At 63.4% G+C, this 18658-nt stretch carries 15 protein-coding genes; 9 read left to right on the top strand and 6 right to left on the bottom strand.

What is annotated here, in order from left to right:
* Nucleotides 1–100 precede the first annotated feature (100 nt).
* Genes AB7F49_RS01980 through AB7F49_RS01970 form a run of 3 tightly spaced genes read left to right on the top strand, consistent with a single transcriptional unit; the run spans nt 101 to nt 2736 of the window.
* Entirely contained in the window at nt 101–1129 is a 1029-nt protein-coding gene (locus tag AB7F49_RS01980; protein ID WP_428519764.1) for an ABC transporter substrate-binding protein, read from the top strand.
* A gap of 39 nt (nt 1130–1168) precedes the next feature.
* Nucleotides 1169–1966: an ABC transporter ATP-binding protein gene (locus AB7F49_RS01975; RefSeq protein WP_428519762.1), complete on the top strand. Its 798-nt coding sequence runs from the start codon at nt 1169–1171 to the stop codon at nt 1964–1966.
* Nucleotides 1963–2736: an ABC transporter permease gene (locus tag AB7F49_RS01970; RefSeq protein WP_428519760.1), complete on the top strand. Its 774-nt coding sequence runs from the start codon at nt 1963–1965 to the stop codon at nt 2734–2736. The genes AB7F49_RS01975 and AB7F49_RS01970 overlap by 4 nt, the downstream gene beginning before the upstream one ends.
* Before the next feature lie 6 nt (nt 2737–2742).
* On the opposite strand, the gene AB7F49_RS01965 is transcribed toward AB7F49_RS01970, so the two are convergent.
* Nucleotides 2743–3654: a LysR family transcriptional regulator gene (locus tag AB7F49_RS01965; protein WP_428519758.1), complete on the bottom strand. Its 912-nt coding sequence runs from the start codon at nt 3652–3654 to the stop codon at nt 2743–2745.
* Nucleotides 3655–3887: 233 nt separating this feature from the next.
* Here AB7F49_RS01965 and AB7F49_RS01960 point away from each other — a divergent pair, with 233 nt between their 5' ends.
* On the top strand, nt 3888–5678 hold the full coding sequence (locus AB7F49_RS01960) for a glucan ABC transporter ATP-binding protein/ permease (RefSeq protein ID WP_428519756.1): 1791 nt from the start codon (nt 3888–3890) through the stop codon (nt 5676–5678).
* A gap of 26 nt (nt 5679–5704) precedes the next feature.
* On the opposite strand, the gene AB7F49_RS01955 is transcribed toward AB7F49_RS01960, so the two are convergent.
* Nucleotides 5705–6871: an acetyl-CoA acetyltransferase gene (locus tag AB7F49_RS01955; RefSeq protein WP_428519754.1), complete on the bottom strand. Its 1167-nt coding sequence runs from the start codon at nt 6869–6871 to the stop codon at nt 5705–5707.
* Nucleotides 6872–7064: 193 nt separating this feature from the next.
* Between AB7F49_RS01955 and AB7F49_RS01950 the strand changes: the two genes are divergently transcribed.
* The 4 genes from AB7F49_RS01950 to AB7F49_RS01935 all read left to right on the top strand — a co-directional run bounded on the left by AB7F49_RS01950 (nt 7065) and on the right by AB7F49_RS01935 (nt 12084).
* On the top strand, nt 7065–8477 hold the full coding sequence (locus tag AB7F49_RS01950; protein WP_428519752.1) for a serine hydrolase: 1413 nt from the start codon (nt 7065–7067) through the stop codon (nt 8475–8477).
* Nucleotides 8474–9604 carry a CobW family GTP-binding protein gene (locus AB7F49_RS01945; protein WP_428519750.1) on the top strand — a complete coding sequence of 377 codons (1131 nt, stop codon included), beginning with the start codon at nt 8474–8476 and terminating at the stop codon, nt 9602–9604. The genes AB7F49_RS01950 and AB7F49_RS01945 overlap by 4 nt, the downstream gene beginning before the upstream one ends.
* Before the next feature lie 104 nt (nt 9605–9708).
* Nucleotides 9709–11499: a long-chain-acyl-CoA synthetase gene (locus AB7F49_RS01940; RefSeq protein ID WP_428519748.1), complete on the top strand. Its 1791-nt coding sequence runs from the start codon at nt 9709–9711 to the stop codon at nt 11497–11499.
* Between the two features lie 36 nt (nt 11500–11535).
* On the top strand, nt 11536–12084 hold the full coding sequence (locus AB7F49_RS01935; RefSeq protein ID WP_428519746.1) for a DUF924 family protein: 549 nt from the start codon (nt 11536–11538) through the stop codon (nt 12082–12084).
* 95 nt (nt 12085–12179) lie between these two features.
* Here the strand turns inward: AB7F49_RS01935 and AB7F49_RS01930 are convergent, their stop codons facing one another.
* On the bottom strand, nt 12180–13799 hold the full coding sequence (locus AB7F49_RS01930; protein WP_428519744.1) for an acyl-CoA synthetase: 1620 nt from the start codon (nt 13797–13799) through the stop codon (nt 12180–12182).
* Nucleotides 13800–13865: 66 nt separating this feature from the next.
* On the opposite strand from AB7F49_RS01930, the gene AB7F49_RS01925 reads away from it, so the two are divergent.
* The gene (locus tag AB7F49_RS01925) at nt 13866–14387 is read left to right on the top strand and encodes a GNAT family N-acetyltransferase (protein WP_428519742.1); all 522 of its coding nucleotides are present in this window, start codon (nt 13866–13868) and stop codon (nt 14385–14387) included.
* 53 nt (nt 14388–14440) lie between these two features.
* Here AB7F49_RS01925 and AB7F49_RS01920 read toward each other — a convergent pair whose 3' ends face one another.
* The 3 genes from AB7F49_RS01920 to AB7F49_RS01910 all read right to left on the bottom strand — a co-directional run bounded on the left by AB7F49_RS01920 (nt 14441) and on the right by AB7F49_RS01910 (nt 18638).
* Nucleotides 14441–14959: a CAP domain-containing protein gene (locus AB7F49_RS01920; RefSeq protein ID WP_428519740.1), complete on the bottom strand. Its 519-nt coding sequence runs from the start codon at nt 14957–14959 to the stop codon at nt 14441–14443.
* 96 nt (nt 14960–15055) lie between these two features.
* Nucleotides 15056–17629 (bottom strand): DUF3772 domain-containing protein, encoded by a 2574-nt coding sequence (locus AB7F49_RS01915; RefSeq protein ID WP_428519738.1) that lies wholly within the window; start codon nt 17627–17629, stop codon nt 15056–15058.
* Between the two features lie 10 nt (nt 17630–17639).
* Complete coding sequence (locus AB7F49_RS01910) at nt 17640–18638, bottom strand: small ribosomal subunit Rsm22 family protein (RefSeq protein WP_428519736.1); 999 nt, start codon at nt 18636–18638, stop codon at nt 17640–17642.
* Between the last annotated feature and the right edge of the window lie 20 nt (nt 18639–18658).

Raw genomic sequence — 18658 nt, 5'->3', positions numbered from 1 at the left:
ATTCTTTGCTGTGGATAGGGCCGAGGGCGTCCCCCAGAGGTGAGACAACGTCCGCCCAGCGGAAAGCCGGGCAGGGCGAAGACGGGAAAGGAACAAAGAGATGAGTAAGGTTGAGTTCAAGATCCGGGCGTGCGGCATGGCCGCGGCGGTCGCGACAATGTTGGCCTGCGGTTCGGCGTCCGCCCAAACGCCAGTGAAATTTACGCTGGACTGGAAATTCGAGGGCCCCGCAGCGCCATTCCTGGTCGCTGCCGACAAGGGTTATTACAAGGCCGAAGGCCTCGACGTGACCATCGACACCGCCGGCGGATCGCTCGAACCGCTGAATCGTATCGCCTCGGGCACCTACGATATCGGCTTTGGCGACATCAACTCGCTGATCAAGTTCCGCGACGCCAATCCGAACGTGCCGATCAAGGCCATCTTCATGGTCTACAACAAGCCGCCCTTCTCGATCGTCGGGCGCAAGAGCCGCGGCGTCGTGAAGCCGAAGGATCTCGAGGGCAAGAAGCTCGGCGCACCGGCTCCGGACGGAGCCTATGCGCAGTGGAAGATATTCACCCAGGCCAATGACATCGATCCGAAAAAGGTGACGATCGAGAATGTCGGCTTTCCGGTTCGCGAGCCGATGCTGGCAGCCGGACAGGTCGATGCCATTACCGGCTTCTCGTTCTCGTCCTACATCAACCTGAAGGACCGCGGCGTTCCGGCCGACGATATTTCCGTCATCCTAATGGCCGACCATGGCGTCAACCTCTACGGCAACGCGATCATCGTGAATCCGAAATTCGCCGCCGAGAAGCCGGAGGTCGTCAAGAAATTCCTGAACGCGTTCCTGAAGGGTCTGAAGGACACGGTGAAGTCGCCGGAAACGGCGGTCGATTCCGTCATCAAACGCAATGACGTGGCCAAGAAGCCGGTCGAGCTCGAGCGTCTTCAGATGGCGCTGAAGGACAATATCGTGACCCCGGAAGTGAAGGCGAATGGTGTCGGTGGCGTCGATATGGGCCGTCTCGACAAGTCGATCGACCAGATCGCGATCACCTACGACTTCAAGAATCCGAAGCCGAAGGGCGACGCGATCTTCGATCCGTCCTTCCTGCCGCCGGCGGCGGACCGCAAGCTGTAAAGCTTCCCTTTCGGCTTGGGGGAGCCCAGAGGAGAGCGAATGGAGCCCGGCTTTGTATCTCTCGATGGCGTGAGTCACCGCTATGGCGGGATTCAGGCCGGGCCTGAAGGCGTTCTCGCGGTCCAGGATCTCACCATCAACATCAACCGCGGCGAATTCGCCGCGGTCGTCGGTCCGTCCGGTTGCGGCAAATCCACCCTGATGAAGCTTGCGACCGGGCTGCAATTCCCTTTCGCGGGCCATGTGCGGGTCGCCGGCGAACAGGTCACCAAGCCGCTCAAGATCGCCGGAATGGCATTTCAGGCGCCGACGCTGCTGCCCTGGCGCACAACGCTCGACAACCTGCTGCTGCCGCTGGAAATCGTGCAGCCGCATCGCCGCGAAATCCGCCGCAACAAGGCGCAATATGTCGAACGCGCCGAGAAGCTCCTGGCCTCGGTCGGCCTCGGCGGCTTCGGCAGCAAGTTTCCCTGGCAATTGTCAGGCGGCATGCAGCAGCGCACCTCGCTCTGCCGCGCACTCATTCACGAGCCGGACCTGCTGATGCTGGACGAGCCGTTCGGCGCGCTCGACGCCTTCACCCGCGAGGAGCTCTGGTGCGTGATCCGCGACCTGCATGCGGCGCGCGGGATCACCGTGGTGCTGGTCACCCACGACCTGCGGGAGGCGGTGTTCCTCGCCGACCGTATCTTCGTGATGTCGCAACGGCCGGGCCGCATCCTGGTCGAGCGCAAGGTCGAGTTCCCGCGCCCCCGCGATCTGGACATCACCTATACCAAGGAATTCGCCGACATCGTGCACGACTTGCGCGGTCACATCCATCAGGCGCGCCAATGAACAGCTCCAAGACCTTTGTCCGGCTGGCGCCCTGGGTTTTCACCATCGGGCTGTTCGTGTTCTGGGAAGTCATATGCCTCGCATTCCAGATTCCGGAATTCTTCCTGCCGCCCCCGACCGCGGTCTTCAAGGCCACCTACGATTACTGGCCGGCGATCCTGCGCAATTCGTGGATCACGCTGGAGGCCACCATGGTCGGCTTCCTGATGGCGGTCGGATTCGGCCTGTTGCTTGGGCTGGTGATCGGCTGGTCGCGCACCATTTATGCCGGCATCTATCCGCTCATGATCGGCTTCAACGCGATTCCGAAAGTCGCGGTGGTACCGATCCTCGTTCTGTGGTTCGGCATCGGCTTCATCCCCGCCGTTCTGACCGCCTTCCTGATCTCGTTCTTCCCGATTGTAGTCAATGTCGCGACCGGCCTTGCCACCATCGAGCCGGAACTTGAAGACGTGCTCAAAGCGCTCGGCGCCTCCAAGCTTGACATCATGCGCAAGGTCGGCATTCCGCGCTCGCTGCCCTATTTCTTCGGCTCGCTGAAAGTCGCGATCACGCTCGCCTTTGTCGGCACTGTAGTGTCGGAAAGCGTCGCGTCGAATAACGGCATCGGCAACCTGATGCTGCAGGCGCAGGCGCAGTTCAACGTGCCGCTGATCTTCGCCGGGCTGCTCGCGCTCGCGGTGCTGGGCATCGTGATGTACTGGGTGATGGCGGTGCTGGAGCAGCGCATGACCGGCTGGGCGCAGCGCTCGGGCTTCGCGCAGAACTGAGATCGCCTAATCCTGGCCGACCACGACCTCCGGTCCGAGCGGGATACTTTCCGGGCAATCCCGTTCGGGTCCGAGAATGTCAAAAAGCGTATCCGCGAGTCTCTCGAGCTGAGGGCGCGGACCACTCTCTCCGAGAAAGATGCCGCAATGGATCGGCGCCACAGGCGGCAGGGGGGCATCTTCCCATACCGCAATTCCGGCGATATCCGATCGGCGGCGCGCGACCGCAAAGACGCCGAGGCCATGCCGGACGGCTTCGACAACGCTGGTCTTGCTGAGGCCGATGAAGACCACCTCGAAGCTGCGCTGCGCCCGGTTCAGCGCGGAGACCGCGGCCCGATGGATCGCCCAGCCCTCGCCCAGCGTGACCAGTGGCACAGGCGCGTCAGGGTCGAGGTTGAAGTTAGGGCTTCGTACCCAGACCGTAGGCTCCAGCCACTGATGCCGCGCGTCAAGGGTGATGCCGCTTTCGGACAGGCCCACCATCAGGTTGAGGTCGCCCTGCCGCAGATCGCGCGCCAGGGTGTCGAAATGATCCATGCGCATCGACAGCCGGAGGTCAGGATAGTGGGTCCGCAATTCGGTGAATATCCTTGGCAGGTGCGGGGTCGCATAATCGCCCGGCAAACCGAGCCGCAATGATTGAGGGCCGAGCCGCGGCACCGACAAATCGACGATCTGATCGTTGATGCTGAGCATGCGCCGCGCGTAATTGACGACGAGATCGCCGGAGGTGGTGAGGCTGACGCCCGGAGCGCTCTTGTCGAACAGCTCGCAGTCGAGCAGCGCTTGCAGCCGCTTGATCTGGGCGCTGACGGCAGGCTGCGTCACGCCGAGCGAGTGGGCCGCCTTTGTAAATGAACGCAGGTCCACCACTGCGACCAGCGTTCGCAGCAATTCAGTCGGGATATTGATCATTCGTCCAGTCGTGAGATTGTTATTGTTGATCGTCTTGTAAGAGTGAGGTCTCAGGCGCTATTTTTGTGTGCCTGCGCCCCGGTAGTACCGACATCATTTGTAGTTTATTGCCTGTCTAAACTTGTCCCGCAATGGGCGAACGGGGAGCTTGCTGGACGAAAAGGTATGTCGGTAATGACGAGCCCACACACGGTCGCGTTATCGAATCCCGCTTCAGCTAAACGCGACGCAAGATGAACCTGCTGCATCTTTATGGCCGTGTCCTCGGCTTGCTCGGACCGGAGGCAAAACTCGGCTGGCTCCTGGCCTTTTCCAACATCGCACTGTCGGCTGCGATGTTCGCCGAGCCTGTGCTGTTCGGCCGGATCATTGACACGCTGGTCGGCTCGCAGAAACCCGACGCAGGAACGCTCACCTTTGGCACGCTGCTGCCGCTGCTCGCTGCATGGGCTGGCTTTGGACTGTTCACGATCGTCTGCGGCGTGTTCATCGCATTGCATGCCGACCGACTGTCGCACCGGCGCCGCCAGGCGGTGCTCGCGGAATATTTCGAACATGTCCTGCAATTGCCACTCGCCTATCATGGCGGCGCACACTCGGGCCGACTGATGAAAGTCATGCTCACCGGCACCGATGCGCTCTGGGGCTTGTGGCTCTCGTTCTTTCGCGAAAACTTCGCCGCCATCGCTTCGTTGATCATACTCGTGCCGTTGTCGCTGTATCTCAACTGGCGGCTCGCGATCCTGCTGATCGTGCTGTGCGGTCTGTTCGCGCTGCTGACCACGTATGTGTTGCGCAAGACCGGCGAGATGCAAACGTCGGTGGAGCGGTATTACTCCGACCTGGCCGAGCGGGCATCCGATGCGCTCGGCAATGTCGCACTGGTGCAGAGCTTTGCGCGGGTCGAGGCCGAGGTCATGGGCCTTCGCATGGTGGTCGAGCGACTGTTGCGAGCACAGATGCCCGTCCTCTCCTGGTGGGCGGTGATGACAGTGCTGACGCGCGCAGCGACCACGATCACGCTGCTTGCAATCTTCCTGGTCGGAACATGGCTGTTCTTTCAGGGGCTCAGCACGATCGGCGAGATCGTGATGTTCATGAGCTTCGCGACCATGCTTGTCGGCCGGCTCGAGCAGGTCGCCGGATTCATCAACAGCGTGTTCATGGTAGCGCCGCGGCTGCAGGAATTCTTCGACGTGCTCGACACCGTGCCCGCGGTGCACGACGCTCCGCATGCGATCGATCCCGGTCGTCTGACGGGACGGGTCACGTTCGAGGACGTATCGTTTTCGTATGACGGCAAGCGCGCCGCCATCGCCGATCTCACCTTTGCGGCGGAGCCCGGCGAGGTGATCGCACTCGTCGGTCCGACCGGCGCGGGCAAGACGACTGCGCTTGCGCTGCTGCACCGCGTTTTCGATCCGCAGTCGGGCCGTATCACCATCGATGGAGTCGATCTGCGCGAGATGAAGCTCTCCGCTCTCCGCCGCAATATCGGAGTTGTGTTCCAGGAAGTGCTGCTGTTCAACCGCTCGATCCGCGAGAATCTCACCGCGGGCAAGCCGGACGCCACCGACGACGAGATGATCGATGCACTGAAGCGCGCACAGGCGTTCGACTTTGTCGAACGCAACCCCGACGGGCTGAACGCGGTCGTCGGCGAGCGCGGCCGCTTCCTCTCGGGCGGCGAACGCCAGCGGCTGTCGATCGCGCGGGCGCTTCTGAAGAATCCGCCGATCCTGATCCTCGACGAAGCCACCTCGGCGCTCGATGCCACTACCGAACTCAAGGTGCAGGCTGCACTCGACGAGGTGATGAAGGACCGCACCACCTTCGTCATCGCGCATCGTCTGGCCACCATCCGCAATGCCACGCGGATCCTGGTCTTCCGTGACGGCCGCGTGATCGAGTCCGGCAGCTTCGGTCAGCTGGTCACGCAGGACGGTGCGTTTGCAGAACTGGCGCGCTCGCAATTCCTCATCGCAGAGATCAAAGAGAAGGCTGCTGAAGACGCCGCGGAGTGACCCAGGCAAATACGCTGGCCGACCCGCTACCTGATCCGCTCCAGAATGCTCACGTAATTCGCGACCGCGGCGCCGCCCATGTTGAAGATGCCGCCGATCTCGGCATCTTTCACCTGAATATCGCCTGCACTGCCCATCAGTTGCATCGCGGTGAGAGCATGCATCGACACGCCGGTGGCGCCGATCGGATGGCCCTTTGCCTTCAGCCCGCCCGATGGATTAACCGGCAGCTTGCCATCCTTCTGCGTCATCCCTTCCGCGATCGCACGTGCGCCCTGCCCCTCCGGCACCAGGCCCATTGCCTCGTATTCGATCAGCTCCGCGATGGTGAAGCAGTCATGCGTCTCGACGAACGAAAGGTCGGTGAGCGCGATGCCGGCCTGCGCCAGCGCCCGCTTCCAGGCGAGCGAACAGCCCTCGAACCTCAGGATGTCACGCTTCGCCATCGGCAGGAAATCCTGCACATGCTGGGCGGCGCGAAATGCGATCGCCTTGTCGAGACGCAGCGCGGTCTCGACATCCGCCAGCACGAGCGCTGCCGCGCCGTCGGAGACGAGCGAGCAATCGGTGCGTTTGAGCGGACCTGCGACAAACGGATTTTTCTCGCTCTCCGTCCGGCAGAATTCGAAGCCGAGATCCTTGCGCAATTGCGCGTAGCGGTTGCCGACGCCGTTCTTGTGATTCTTGGCCGCGATCATCGCAAGCGCGTCGGACTGATCGCCATATTTCTGGAAATAGAGTCCCGCGATCTTGCCGAAAATGCCGGCAAAGCCGCCCTCGATATCGGCTTCGTCGCGCACATAGGACGCCTTTAGGAGATTTTTCCCAATCTCGGGTCCGGGCGTTTTCGTCATCTGCTCGACGCCGACCACCAGCACGATCCGGGCCGAGCGCGCTGCGATGCTTTTCAACCCCTGATGCACGGCCGCCGAGCCCGTCGCGCAGGCATTTTCCACGCGCGTGGCGCGCTTGAAGCGGAGGTCTGGAGAGGCCTGCAGGACAAGCGAAGCGGTAAAATCCTGCGCCGAAAATCCCGCATTGAAGTGCCCGAGCACGATCTCGTCGACCTCTTTCGGCTCGACTCCGGCATCGACCAGCGCGCCGGCCGCAACGCGCACGATCAGGCTTTCGACCGTCTCCGCGTCGAGCTTTCCGAACGGGCTGTGAGCGAAACCTACGATACAGGCGGTCATATCCGGCCTCTGCGTGGATCGGTCGAACTTTGGTCGCTTTCTTGTCGGATTAGCAAGGGGACGGTAACAAAAAAACCGAGCTGTTCCGGGTGTTCCGTTTTGCGTTCCGGGGTGCGTTCGGGATAAGTTGCGCAGCCAATCACCGAAACTGGTTCGTTACGACGGGCCGATACCAGCAACCGGACCGTAGCTCGTGAATTTTGGAAATTCGGCCGCATTTCGCGCCGCTTCGCTCGCTCTGGCCTTCACGTTTGGCACTCTCGCCGCGGTCGCACCCGACCGCGCGGCCGCCCAGGCCATGCTGCTGATCGAGGCCGATACCGGACGCGTGCTGCATGCAGAAAATGCCACTCACCCCTGGTACCCGGCCTCGGTAACGAAGGTGATGACGGCTTACGTGACGCTAAAGGCTGTGAAGTCTGGTCGACTGTCCCTCGATACGCTGCTGACGGTCTCGCCAAACGCGGCGGCACAGGCTCCAACCAAGATGGGTTTCCGAAGCGGTTCGAAGATCACCGTCGACAACGCGCTGAAGACGATCATGGTGAAGTCGGCAAACGACATGTCGGTCACTCTGGCCGAAGGTGTCGCCGGGTCGATTGCCGCATTCGCGGAGGAAATGAACCAGGCCGCTGCGCGACTGGGCATGACCCAGACGACCTATGTCAATCCGAACGGACTGCCAGCGGACGCGCAGATCACGTCCGCTCGGGATCAGGCCATTCTCGCGCGCGCGGTCTACAACGAATTGCCTGAATACGAGATGTACTGGCGCATTCCGGCGATCAAGTTTGGCAAGCGCATCATGCGTAACTACAATTCGCTGCTCGGCCGCTATCCCGGCACCGATGGGCTGAAGACCGGCTTTATCTGCGCCTCCGGCTTCAACGTCGTGGTATCGGCAAAACGCAACGGGCGACGTCTGATCGCGGTGATGCTGGGCGCTCCGTCGGGCGGCGTTCGCGCTGTCAAGGTGGCGCAGATGCTGGAGCGCGGCTTTTCGACCGGGGGCTTTACCTGGCTCACTCCGTCGATGGGTACGGTCGAGAATATGAGGCCGGTCGACGCCGCTCCGCCGAATCTGCGCGACGAAATCTGCGGCAAGAAGCGCAAGCGGCCAGCGCGGGAATCGGAAGACCTGGAGGACGAGGCGGAGGCTTCGTTGCCGCCGGGTATGGATCCGAATTCGCCGCAGGCGATCATGCTGTCGAGCCTGCGCACCGCCAACAACAAGCCGTCGGCGCTGCTCGGCGACTACACGCCCCCGGGGCCGACGGTCGAAGTTTTCCTGGGAGCCAGCAAGGGCTCGGTACCGGAGCCGGCAATCGCCACCAGAAAGTCGAAGAAGAAGTCCGTCGCGGCAACACCCGCGCCGGCTGTCGGCGGGACGCCGGCGCAGCCTGTGCAACGGTCCGCAGCGCCGGCTGCTTCCGCGCCGGCGGTGAGACCCGCCCAAAGGACCGCCGCGCCTGCGCCCCATGCCTTCCCGACGCCAATCGCGCCCAAGCAGCCGGCGAAGAAGACAACGCGGAAGAGGCCCGATCCGACGGCAGAGGCGACCGCGCAGCCGAGGGCGCGAAGACCGGCTCAGCCCGCCACCCGGTGACCGCGTCCGACCAGTCCCGTCGCCCGCCGCCGCCGATCCCGCTGACGCTGCTCACCGGCTTTCTCGGTGCCGGCAAGACGACGCTGCTGAACCGGCTCTTGCGGGATCCCGATCTGCGGGACACCGCCGTCCTCATCAACGAATTCGGCGAGATCGCGCTCGACCACCTGCTGGTCGAGAAGATCGACGGCGACATGATGGTGCTGTCGAGCGGCTGTCTGTGCTGCAATCTGCGCGGCGACCTCATCACCGCGCTGGAAAAGCTGCTGCGCAATCTCGATAACGGCCGGGCTTCCTTTGCGCGGGTGATCGTGGAGACCACCGGGCTCGCCGATCCTGCGCCATTGCTGCAGACGCTGATGCAGCACCCCTATCTGGTAATGCGCTTCCGGCTCGACGGCGTTGTGACGCTGGTCGACGCCGTCAGCGGTTCCGATACCCTCGACCATCATCCGGAAGCCGTGAAACAGGCTGCAGTGGCGGACCGAATCGTGCTCACCAAGGCCGACCTGCTGGATTCGTCGGACGGCACCGCGAAACGCGACGCATTGCTCGCCCGGCTGCGCAGGCTCAACCCCGCGGCTCCGATCCTCGACGCGGCCGCTGGCGAAGCGACCGCTGCCGCTCTCACCGGTTGCGGGCTCTACGATCCGGCTCGCAAGATTCCGGATGTGTCGCGCTGGCTTGCCGACGAAGCAATTGCCGCAGCGCACACACACGATCACCATCACCACGACGTGAACCGGCATGACGAGCGGGTTCAGGCCTTCACGCTGTCGACTGAGCGCGCGATCCCCGCGGCGATGCTCGACCTGTTCCTGGAACTGCTGCGCTCCCAGCATGGGCCAAACCTTCTGCGCATGAAAGCCATCGTGAAAATCGAGGAAACACCGGACCGGCCGATGGTGCTGCACGCCGTCCAGCACGTCCTCCATCCCACATCGCAACTCGATGCCTGGCCGGACGCCGACCGGCGAACCCGCATGGTGTTCATCGTCCGCGATATTGAGCCGCGGGTTATCCGCGAATTGTTCGATGCCTTCCTCGGCTACACCACGCCGGACAGGCCGGACGCGACGGCCCTGGTCGACAATCCGCTGGTCCCGTTCGGGGGCCTCGACCGCTAGATCAGAGGGCCGGCCCATCGCCCTTGCCGGCGCAATCGTTAACCACCTCTTGAAACCGGCTGGCGACTCTTCGATGGTAGGGTCATCGCCCTTCGGAGCCGGGAATGGGGTTCTTCAGCCAGCTAATGGGCGATATGGTCTTTCTGCGGGGCGTGCTGCGCGCGCTGCGCATGACCACCCATATTGCAAAGAACCCGGCGCGCATTTTCCCCAATGTGATCGAGGAACTCGCCGCGCGGCACGCCGACGCACCGGCACTGTTGTCGGCGCGCGAGACCTTCAGTTTCCGGCAGCTGTTCGAGCGCTCCAACCGCTATTCGCGTTGGGCGCTGGGCGAGAACATCGAAAAGGGTGACACCGTCTGCCTGCTGATGCCAAACCGGCCGGAATTCATGGCGATCTGGCTCGGAATCACCCGCATCGGCGGCGTCACCGCGCTGGTCAACACCAACCTGATCGGGCAGTCACTGGCACATTGCATCGACATCGTCTCGCCGAAGCATGTGATCGTTGCGGCCGAACTGGCTGCTCAATTCGATGAAATCCGGACGCAGCTGAAAACCGCCCCGACGGTCTGGGTGCATGGCACGGCCGGCAAGAACCGCATCGACAGCGCCGCCGACGGCCTGTCCGGCGAGCCGCTCGAAGCATCCGAGCGGCCGGCACTCACCATCGAGGATCCCGCGCTCTACATCTACACATCCGGCACGACCGGCATGCCCAAGGCGGCCAACATCAATCATTACCGGGTGATGCTCGCCTGCTTCGGCTTTGCCGGAGTGATGGGGACCAAAAAGTCCGACCGCAACTATGTGTGCCTGCCGATGTATCACACCGCGGGCGGGCTCTGTGCCATCGGCTCGCTGCTGGTGAACGGCGGCTCGGTCTATATCCGCGAGCGCTTCTCGGTGCGCGAGTTCTGGGACGACATCGTCAAGCATGACTGCACCATGATGCAGTATATTGGCGAACTCTGCCGCTATCTCGTGAACGCTCCGCCAAATCCGAACGAGACGAAGCACAGGCTCAGACTCGCCTGCGGCAACGGCCTGCGTCCGGATATCTGGGAGGAATTCAAGACACGGTTCCGTATTCCGCTGATCCTCGAGTTCTATGCCGCGACCGAAGGCAATGTGATGATGTTCAATTTCGAGGGCAAGACCGGCGCGGTCGGCCGCCTGCCCTGGTTTCTCGAACATCGATTCCCGACCGCGCTGGTCAAATTCGATGTCGAAACCGAACAGCCGGTGCGCAACGCGCTGGGCTTCTGCGTGCCCTGCCGCGCAAACGAGGTCGGCGAAGCGATCGGCAAGATCGTGAATGACGCCAACAAGCCCGGAAACCGGTTCGAGGGATATGCGCGGCGGGAAGAGACCGAAAAGAAAATCCTGCGGCATGTGTTCATACCGAACGACATCTGGTTCCGCACCGGCGATCTGATGCGCAAGGACGAGAACGGATATTTCTATTTCGTCGACCGCATCGGTGACACCTTCCGCTGGAAGGGCGAGAATGTCTCGACCTCCGAGGTCGCCGAGGCGATCAACCGGTTTCCCGGCATCAGGGACACCAATGTCTATGGCGTCGGCATTCCGGGACGCGAGGGCCGCGCCGGCATGGCCGCGGTCGTGTGCGACGACTGCGACCTCGCCGCGTTCTACCAGCATCTTGAAAAATCGCTGCCCGACTATGCCCGCCCGGTCTTCCTGCGCATCCGCAGGGACATCGACGTGACCGCCACCTTCAAGCAGAAGAAGATCGATCTGGTGAAGCAGGGCTTCGACCCTCACGCGATCGCCGACCCGATCTATTTCAACGATGCGTCGATCCGGGCTTTTGTGCCGCTGGACCCTGCACTGCATGCGAGCATCCAGTCCGGCCAGACGCGCGTATAGACTGGTCCGACAGCTACCCATCGAAATCGGAAACCCATGACCGAAATCAAATCCGCAAGCGACGTGCTCGCGTTCTGGAAAGATGCCGGACCGGACAAATGGTACAAGAAGGATGAAACCTTCGACCGCGCGATCCGCGACGATTTTCTCGCAACCTATGAAGCGGCCGCCGCGGGCCGCCTGAGCTCGTGGGAAAGCGCCCCCGACAGCGCACTCGCCCTTGTCATCGTGCTCGACCAGTTTCCGCGCAACATGTTCCGTGGCAGCCCACGCGCCTTCGCGGCCGATGAGCGCGCTAGAAACGTTGCCGGCGCCGCGATCTCGCAAGGTTTCGACGAGTCCGTCGGCAAGGAGCTGCGGGCATTCTTCTATCTCCCGCTGATGCATTCGGAAGACATCGAGGATCAGGAGCGGTGCGTCGAACTGTGCCGGGCGCTCGGCGACGAGAACAATCTGAAATATGCCGAACTGCATGCCGACATCATCCGGCGCTTCGGTCGCTTCCCGCATCGCAATCCGGTGCTGAACCGCGACACCACGCCGGAGGAACAGGCGTTTCTCGAAAGCGGCGGATTCGCCGGATAGTCCAGAGCAAATCCTCTCGTGTTCGCGTCACACGGGTCCCGGTTTTGCGGCGCGCCGTTGCACACTGCGCCGCGCGCCCAGGGTCTGCTTCGCATTCATCGCCGCTCACGCAGCAGACGGCGGATGATCTTGCCGGTCGTGGTCATCGGCATGTCTTCGATGAAATCGATCTCGCGGGGATATTCGTGCGCCGACAGCCGCGTGCGCACAAAATCCTGGAGTTCGGAGACCAGCGTCTCGTGCGGCGTATTCACGCCCGCCTTCAACACCACGAAAGCCTTGACGATCTCGGTACGCAGCGGATCGGGCTTGCCGATGGCGGCCGCGAGCGCCACCGCCGGATGCCGGATCAGGCAATCCTCGATCTCGCCCGGTCCAATGCGATAGCCGGACGACGTGATGACATCATCGTCGCGGCCGACGAAATGAAAATATCCATCGTCGTCCACAACCCCCTGATCGCCCGTGGTCATCCAGTCACCGATGAATTTGTCGCGCGTCGCGTCGGCCCGGCCCCAATATTCGAGAAACATCACCGGGTCCGGCCGGCGCACGGCAATCTGCCCAATCTCACCATGTCTGACGGGGATGCCTTCGATATCGACGACCGCCACCTCATGCCCCGGCACCGGCTTGCCGATCGCACCCGGCCGCGACACGCCGAGCATGGCACAGGACGACAGAACCAGATTGCATTCGGTCTGACCGTAGAATTCGTTGATGGTCAGACCGAATGCTTCGCGGCCCCATGCGAGTGTTTCCGATCCAAGCGCCTCGCCGCCGGAACCGATGGTGCGCAGACGCAGGTCGTATCGGCCCCGCGGATTCGGCGCGGCACGCAGCATGCGCAGCGCCGTCGGCGGAATGAACGCGTTGCGAACGCCGGTACGCACCATCAGCGCATAGGCCTCTTCCGGATCGAACTTGTCGAAGCGATGCGCCACCACTGCAACCCCATGATGCAGGGAAGGCAACAGCGCATCGAGCAGCCCGCCCGCCCAGGCCCAGTCGGCGGGCGTCCAGAACCGGTCACCCGGCTGGGGGAAGAAATCGTGCGGCAACTCGATGCCCGGCATGTGTCCCGGCAGCACGCGATGGGCGTGCAGCGCACCCTTCGGAGGGCCGGTGGTGCCGGACGTATAGATCATCATCGCCGGATCGTCGGCGGAGGTGTCCACCGGCGCGAATGCGTCCGATGCCGCCTCGATCAGAGAACCGAAACCGTATGCGCCATCAGCCTCGCCTTCGGTCGATACGACGAGCGCCAAATCGGGCAGCGCCTCGGGCAGCGTCTTGACCTTGAGCACGCCGAAGCCGTTGGTAATCAGCGCCTTCGCGCCGGAATTCCGCAACCGGTAGCTTAACGCCTCGGTACCAAAGAGGAGTGCCAGCGGCAGCGCCACCGCGGCGAGCTTGTAGATCGCGACATGAGCGATCACGGCCTCCGGCCCTTGCGGCAACAGGATCGCCACCCGGTCGCCACGGTCGATCCCGTGAGCGCGCAGCGCGTTGGCAAGCCGGTTCGACATCTGCATCAGCGCGCCGAAAGTCACGGTCTCAGTGCGGCCATCGTCGTACACATGGATGACGGCAGCACGATCGGGCTCGCGCATCGCCCAGCGATCGCAGACATCGACGCCGATATTGTATCGATCAGGAATCGTCCAGCGGAATTCGCGGTAGAGCCTGTCGTAGTCGTGGATCGGAGGAAGCATCCCGGCGGCCTTGCGGGCAGGAAGCTAGTCGGGCAAGGCTGCCGCGTCCAGCGATTGGTGCATGCAATGAGCGAAAGCAGCCCCGCGACTCTGCAATGGCGCCCGATGATGATGGCCGATCTGCCCGAAATCGACGATTTGTCGGCGCGCATCCACCCTGATTTTCCGGAACGGCCCGAGATTCTGGCAGAAAAATTCAGCCTGTTTCCGGGCGGCTGTTTCGTGATCGGCGAAGCAGAGGCGCGGATTCAGGGCTATTGCTTCTCGCATTGCTGGACCTTCGGTCCGCCACCCGCCCTCGACACCCGGCTCGGGGCGCTTCCGCAGCAACCAAGCGCATATTTCATTCACGACCTGACGATCGAAGCCTCGCTGCGCCGCAGGAACCTCGCCTCGCTTCTGGTTACGCGGCTGATCGAAATTGCGCGCAGCATTCCGGTCGACCGGATGATGCTGGTCGCAGTGAGCGGCAGTGAGCCATTCTGGACACGAATGGGATTTCGCAGAACGGCGGACCAGATGCTGCAGGCTGCGGCCCGCGAAAAATATGGCAGGCACGCGGTGCAGATGGATCGTGAGGTCTGGTGACGTCACTGCCAGTCGGAACCCGCCGAAAGGCGCCGCGAATGGCCCCAGAAAGACTATTGCGCCAGTTGAGAAACGCGCTGATCGGGCGCCGCCAATACCAGCGCCCAGAATACCTTGTATTTCGTATTCGGCACATACACCGCAGCGATGCCCATCTGGGTCGCGCCCTTCAGCAGCATATTCGCCTTATGTGACGGCGAGTCGCGCCAGCCCGAGAAAGCCTCGGCCAGCGTGTGATAGCCGGCGCCGATATTCTCCGCGCCGGTCTGCGCGCGATAGCCGGATTTGCGCAGGCGCTGCTGGAAATTGCCGGCGACGTTATGGTCGAGCTTGTCCTTGGTCGCCATCGCGCGGGCCTGCTCTTCGGCCATCCGCATCAGCTGCGGATCGAGCGTGACCTCACCCAGCATGTTGTTGCGCCGGTAGCCGGAGATCATCGACGCCGCCGCCTGCGGATCGAGCCTGGCGCCGTCCCGGGCCATGCTCTGGTAGAAGGTGGGCTGCGACGGCAAGGGCTCGGTCGCGCAGCCGCTCAATGCGAGCCCGAGCGCGCAGAGAAATGCAATACTCATCGGCCAGCCGCCCGCCATGTCTCTGAAATTCCCCGATCCACCGACTTGGCCGCAAAATGGTAACCGGACCGTAAATATCGGCCGGAGATCCCAAAATCACCGGGCTTTCGGCTTTTTTGGGGCCGGCGGCTTCGGAGCCTCGGATTCCGGCTCCGCAACGGCATCGGCCATGCCCTCGATCTGAATATACCGGTGCGGATAGGGCATCACGATGCCTTCGGCCCGGAACCGTTCCAGGATCGAGAAGCAGATATCGCTCTTGATTCCGGCCCCGTCCACCAGGTTGCGGACCACCCAGCCAAGCTCGAAATTAATCGCGCTGTCGCCGAATCCGGTCAGGAACACGGTGGGCGGCGGATGGTCCATGACATGCGGATGCGCTTTCGCGATCTCAAGCAGGATGTCTCTTACCTTGCCGACATCGCTGTCATAGCCGACGCCAAGCGTCACCGCGACTCGTGCGAAGGTGTCGGAATGGGTGCGGTTCTTCACCACCTGGGTAATCAGCTCGGAATTCGGGATGATCACGCTGGCGCGGTCGCCGGTCTCGATCTCGGTCGCGCGCACATGAATGCGGCGCACCTTGCCCTCCTCACCCTTCACATTGATGATGTCGCCGACCCGGATCGGCCGCTCGGCGAGCAGGATCAGTCCGGAGACAAAGTTCGACACCACCGATTGCAGGCCGAAACCGATGCCGATGGAAAGCGCGCCGGCGACCAGCGTGATCCTCTGAAAATCGACGCCGAGCTGCGCAAGCGCAAACGCGACGGCGACGATCACCCCGAGATAGCCGAAGATCGTGGAGACGGAATTCTGCAGGCTGGGGTCGAGCGTGGTGCGCGGCAGGAAGCGGGTATTGAGCCAGGACTGAACTGCGCGGGTCGCGAGAACGCCGATCGATAGGATCGCGAAAGCGATCAGGATCGTGGTGAGCGAGATCGATATCTCGCCGATACGGAAACCGAAGGTCGCGTCCTTCACCACACCGACGAAATCGGCGGCGAAGATGCCCCAGGGACCAAGCAGTGGCATCAGCACGACCAGCACCAGCAGCACGCGGATGACCGCAGACAAGAGCGTGCCGAGAAGCTCGATCGATCGGGGCTTCATCCCGAAGAAATGAGCGACCGAGCGACCGCGCGGCGAGGAAGCCGCCAGCACTTCGGTGAAAAGCGCGTCGATAAACGTCAACAGGATGTAGAGCGCGCCGATCAGCCCGAGTGCGGACAGAAAGCGCCCGGCGAGGAAGGCAGCGAGCCCGATATAGCCGGTCACCAGCGCGGCGACGATGCCGATCGCAAGCAGCCAGCCGGCACTGCGCAGCCAGCCGGCGCCGGCAACGTCATCCTCGAGCGATGCGCGGTGGCCCATCAGGAACAGGAAGCGCCCAAGAAGCGTGACGATGGACGTTGCGAAGATCGCATTGGCCGCAATCGTGAGCGCGAGAGGCGCGACGATGGTTTGCAGCACCGCGTTGATCAGAAGCACGGCGGCGAGAATGCGCGCGCCCCAGACCAGCTTCGACGAGATCAGACGTGATGTCTCTTCCTGCACGGAGAGCAGCCGGCGATCCGGATCGCCGGGTGCGAACAGGCCCACGGCAACGCCACGGCCAAACGCCGCAATCGTGACCGCGATTGCAAGTGACAGGCCGATATTGCCGACCCGCTCGGTCAGGAGGTCGAACGCGCTCAGGATCAAAAGGGCGCCCAGCACGACAGCGGGCGCCGTGATGGTGACGCGGAGCAGCGACAGCAGCGCAAAGAAGGACTTCGCGAACCGCGTGCCGAGCTCTTTGGGGCGGAAATCGCGGCGCACGAACCAGCGCAGGAAAACAGCCGCGCAGGCGAAGAATACCAGCAGGGCAGCACCCGCCGCCGCGATCTTCCAGCCGGTCGCGGTGGCGCGCAGATGATCCATCCAGCCCTGTGCCACCAATACGACGCCGTGCCAGGCGTCGGGAGCAGCCTTCGCCGCCCGCGCCCAGAGGGCGGGGTCGAGCGCACTCGAAGACCGGCCGAGCAATTGCTGCGTGAACAATGCCCGGCGCCGATCCGTGATCCGCGCCGACAGATTGTCAGCCCGCAATGCCAGCAGACGCGCCTGCTTGAGCGCACCATCGAGCGCCGCGCGTCGCTCCTCGAGCCGCGTGCGCTCCGCCGCAAGCTTTGGATCTTCTTGCGGCTCGCCATCGTCCGGAGCTTCGCCGAGCTGCTTCAGCCGGGTTTCGACATCGGCGATTCGGCTTTCCAGCGACGTCACGATCTCGCGCAATTCATCGCGCAGCGGCTCCAGCCGGCCACGGTGCTGAACCAGCGTCGAGTCGCCGATGTCGGGGCTGCGCAGCGATGTCTCGATCTGCTCGATTGCCTCCCGCAGCGGCTCGATCGCAGCCATGGTGCGGGCGAGCCTCGGCCGCTTCGGTGCATCGGCCGATGCGGCCGGCTGCGCCGCCGGGGTTGCGGACGGAGCGGACGGAGTTTCTTGTGTCGATGCGGGAGCAGTCGGTTTGGCGGGAGCGGCGGACTTTGCTGCCGGCGCGGCATCCTTCGACGGCTCGGCTTTGGGCTCGGGACCTTGCGCACCAGCCGGAGACGGGACGCCCGCCGCCACGGCAAGGATGAGCGATGCAGCGAAAAAGCCGCGCGTCAGACAGCGAATAGGCATGGGGACAGGTTCAAACAGCGGAATCGGAGGGCATTGTGGCATGCTCGCCCACGCAATCCCCCCATGCAAGCCGCCGGGCCTGCCGGAAGCGGTCGCCGTCGCGTTTCGACAGCAGATGCTGGCGCGCCGTCCCGGATTGCTCGCACAATGTGAGGGCTACCGTGCCGCCCCGGACCTGCACGGGCGCGATCACCCGCGCTGCGACCGGAAGCGGTTCGCGGCGCGAGGCCGCCAGATAGATAAACTTTTCGTCCTCCCAGGGCACATCGGCGGCCTTGATCCGCCGGTGCATCCGCGAGCGCGCCACCCGGCGTGAGAAGTGGCACCAGTCGGGCGCGCCAAGCGGGCAGGCAAAGGCATGCGGACAGGGCGCCACGAGATGCGCGCCGCTCGCGATCAGCCGGTCACGGACCGACAGGATGCGTGTCCATCCCGCCGGCGTGCCGGGTTCGACCACCACCAGCATGTCGCCCGTGCCGGCCCACAGCCGGTCCACCAGCGCCGCCTGCACCAGCGGCGCCAATTCATCCAGCACATAGGCCAGAATGACGAGATCGTGGCGAGCCTGCGGCAATGCTGCGGTCGCAATGTCCTGCGCCAGCCAGTCCGTGCGTTCGAGAGCGAGGCGCGGCAGCAACGTCTCACCCCATCGCCGGATTGCGGGACTTTGTTCGATCAGCGTCGCGCTCGACAGATCCGGCCAGAGATCGCAGGCGGCGAATGTCGCCGTGCCCGGGCCGGCGCCGACATCCAGCACGCTCGTTGGTGAGAAATCCGGCCGCAATTGCGCGACCGCGTCCAGACTGGCGTGGATCGCCGCATAGGTCGCCGGCATGCGCACGGCGAGATAGGCGCGCGCGGACAGGTCGTCGGACAAATGCGCGCGGCCGTCGCGGGTTTCGCTGCGATAGCGCCGGGAGAGGCGCTCGGAAGCGGCCTGCAGATCGGCAAGCGGGATGCCGTCGACGGCATCGTCCACGGCCTTGTGCAATGCGGCTGGCAGTTGCATTCTTGGAACAATCCAGTCCT

Source organism: Pseudorhodoplanes sp. (assembly GCF_050250235.1).
In the GTDB taxonomy this organism is placed as follows: domain Bacteria; phylum Pseudomonadota; class Alphaproteobacteria; order Rhizobiales; family Xanthobacteraceae; genus Pseudorhodoplanes.
This window is presented reverse-complemented; position numbering and strand designations above follow the sequence as displayed.

What these genes read in the sequence shown, in the direction of transcription:
- AB7F49_RS01980 (WP_428519764.1), top strand. Translation starts at nt 101, where the DNA reads ATGAGTAAGGTTGAGTTCAAGATCCGGGCGTGCGGCATGGCCGCGGCG.
- AB7F49_RS01975 (WP_428519762.1), top strand. Translation starts at nt 1,169, where the DNA reads ATGGAGCCCGGCTTTGTATCTCTCGATGGCGTGAGTCACCGCTATGGC.
- AB7F49_RS01970 (WP_428519760.1), top strand. Translation starts at nt 1,963, where the DNA reads ATGAACAGCTCCAAGACCTTTGTCCGGCTGGCGCCCTGGGTTTTCACC.
- AB7F49_RS01965 (WP_428519758.1), bottom strand. Translation starts at nt 3,654, where the DNA reads ATGATCAATATCCCGACTGAATTGCTGCGAACGCTGGTCGCAGTGGTG.
- AB7F49_RS01960 (WP_428519756.1), top strand. Translation starts at nt 3,888, where the DNA reads ATGAACCTGCTGCATCTTTATGGCCGTGTCCTCGGCTTGCTCGGACCG.
- AB7F49_RS01955 (WP_428519754.1), bottom strand. Translation starts at nt 6,871, where the DNA reads ATGACCGCCTGTATCGTAGGTTTCGCTCACAGCCCGTTCGGAAAGCTC.
- AB7F49_RS01940 (WP_428519748.1), top strand. Translation starts at nt 9,709, where the DNA reads ATGGGGTTCTTCAGCCAGCTAATGGGCGATATGGTCTTTCTGCGGGGC.
- AB7F49_RS01935 (WP_428519746.1), top strand. Translation starts at nt 11,536, where the DNA reads ATGACCGAAATCAAATCCGCAAGCGACGTGCTCGCGTTCTGGAAAGAT.
- AB7F49_RS01930 (WP_428519744.1), bottom strand. Translation starts at nt 13,799, where the DNA reads ATGCTTCCTCCGATCCACGACTACGACAGGCTCTACCGCGAATTCCGC.
- AB7F49_RS01925 (WP_428519742.1), top strand. Translation starts at nt 13,866, where the DNA reads ATGAGCGAAAGCAGCCCCGCGACTCTGCAATGGCGCCCGATGATGATG.
- AB7F49_RS01920 (WP_428519740.1), bottom strand. Translation starts at nt 14,959, where the DNA reads ATGAGTATTGCATTTCTCTGCGCGCTCGGGCTCGCATTGAGCGGCTGC.
- AB7F49_RS01915 (WP_428519738.1), bottom strand. Translation starts at nt 17,629, where the DNA reads ATGCCTATTCGCTGTCTGACGCGCGGCTTTTTCGCTGCATCGCTCATC.
- AB7F49_RS01910 (WP_428519736.1), bottom strand. Translation starts at nt 18,638, where the DNA reads ATGCAACTGCCAGCCGCATTGCACAAGGCCGTGGACGATGCCGTCGAC.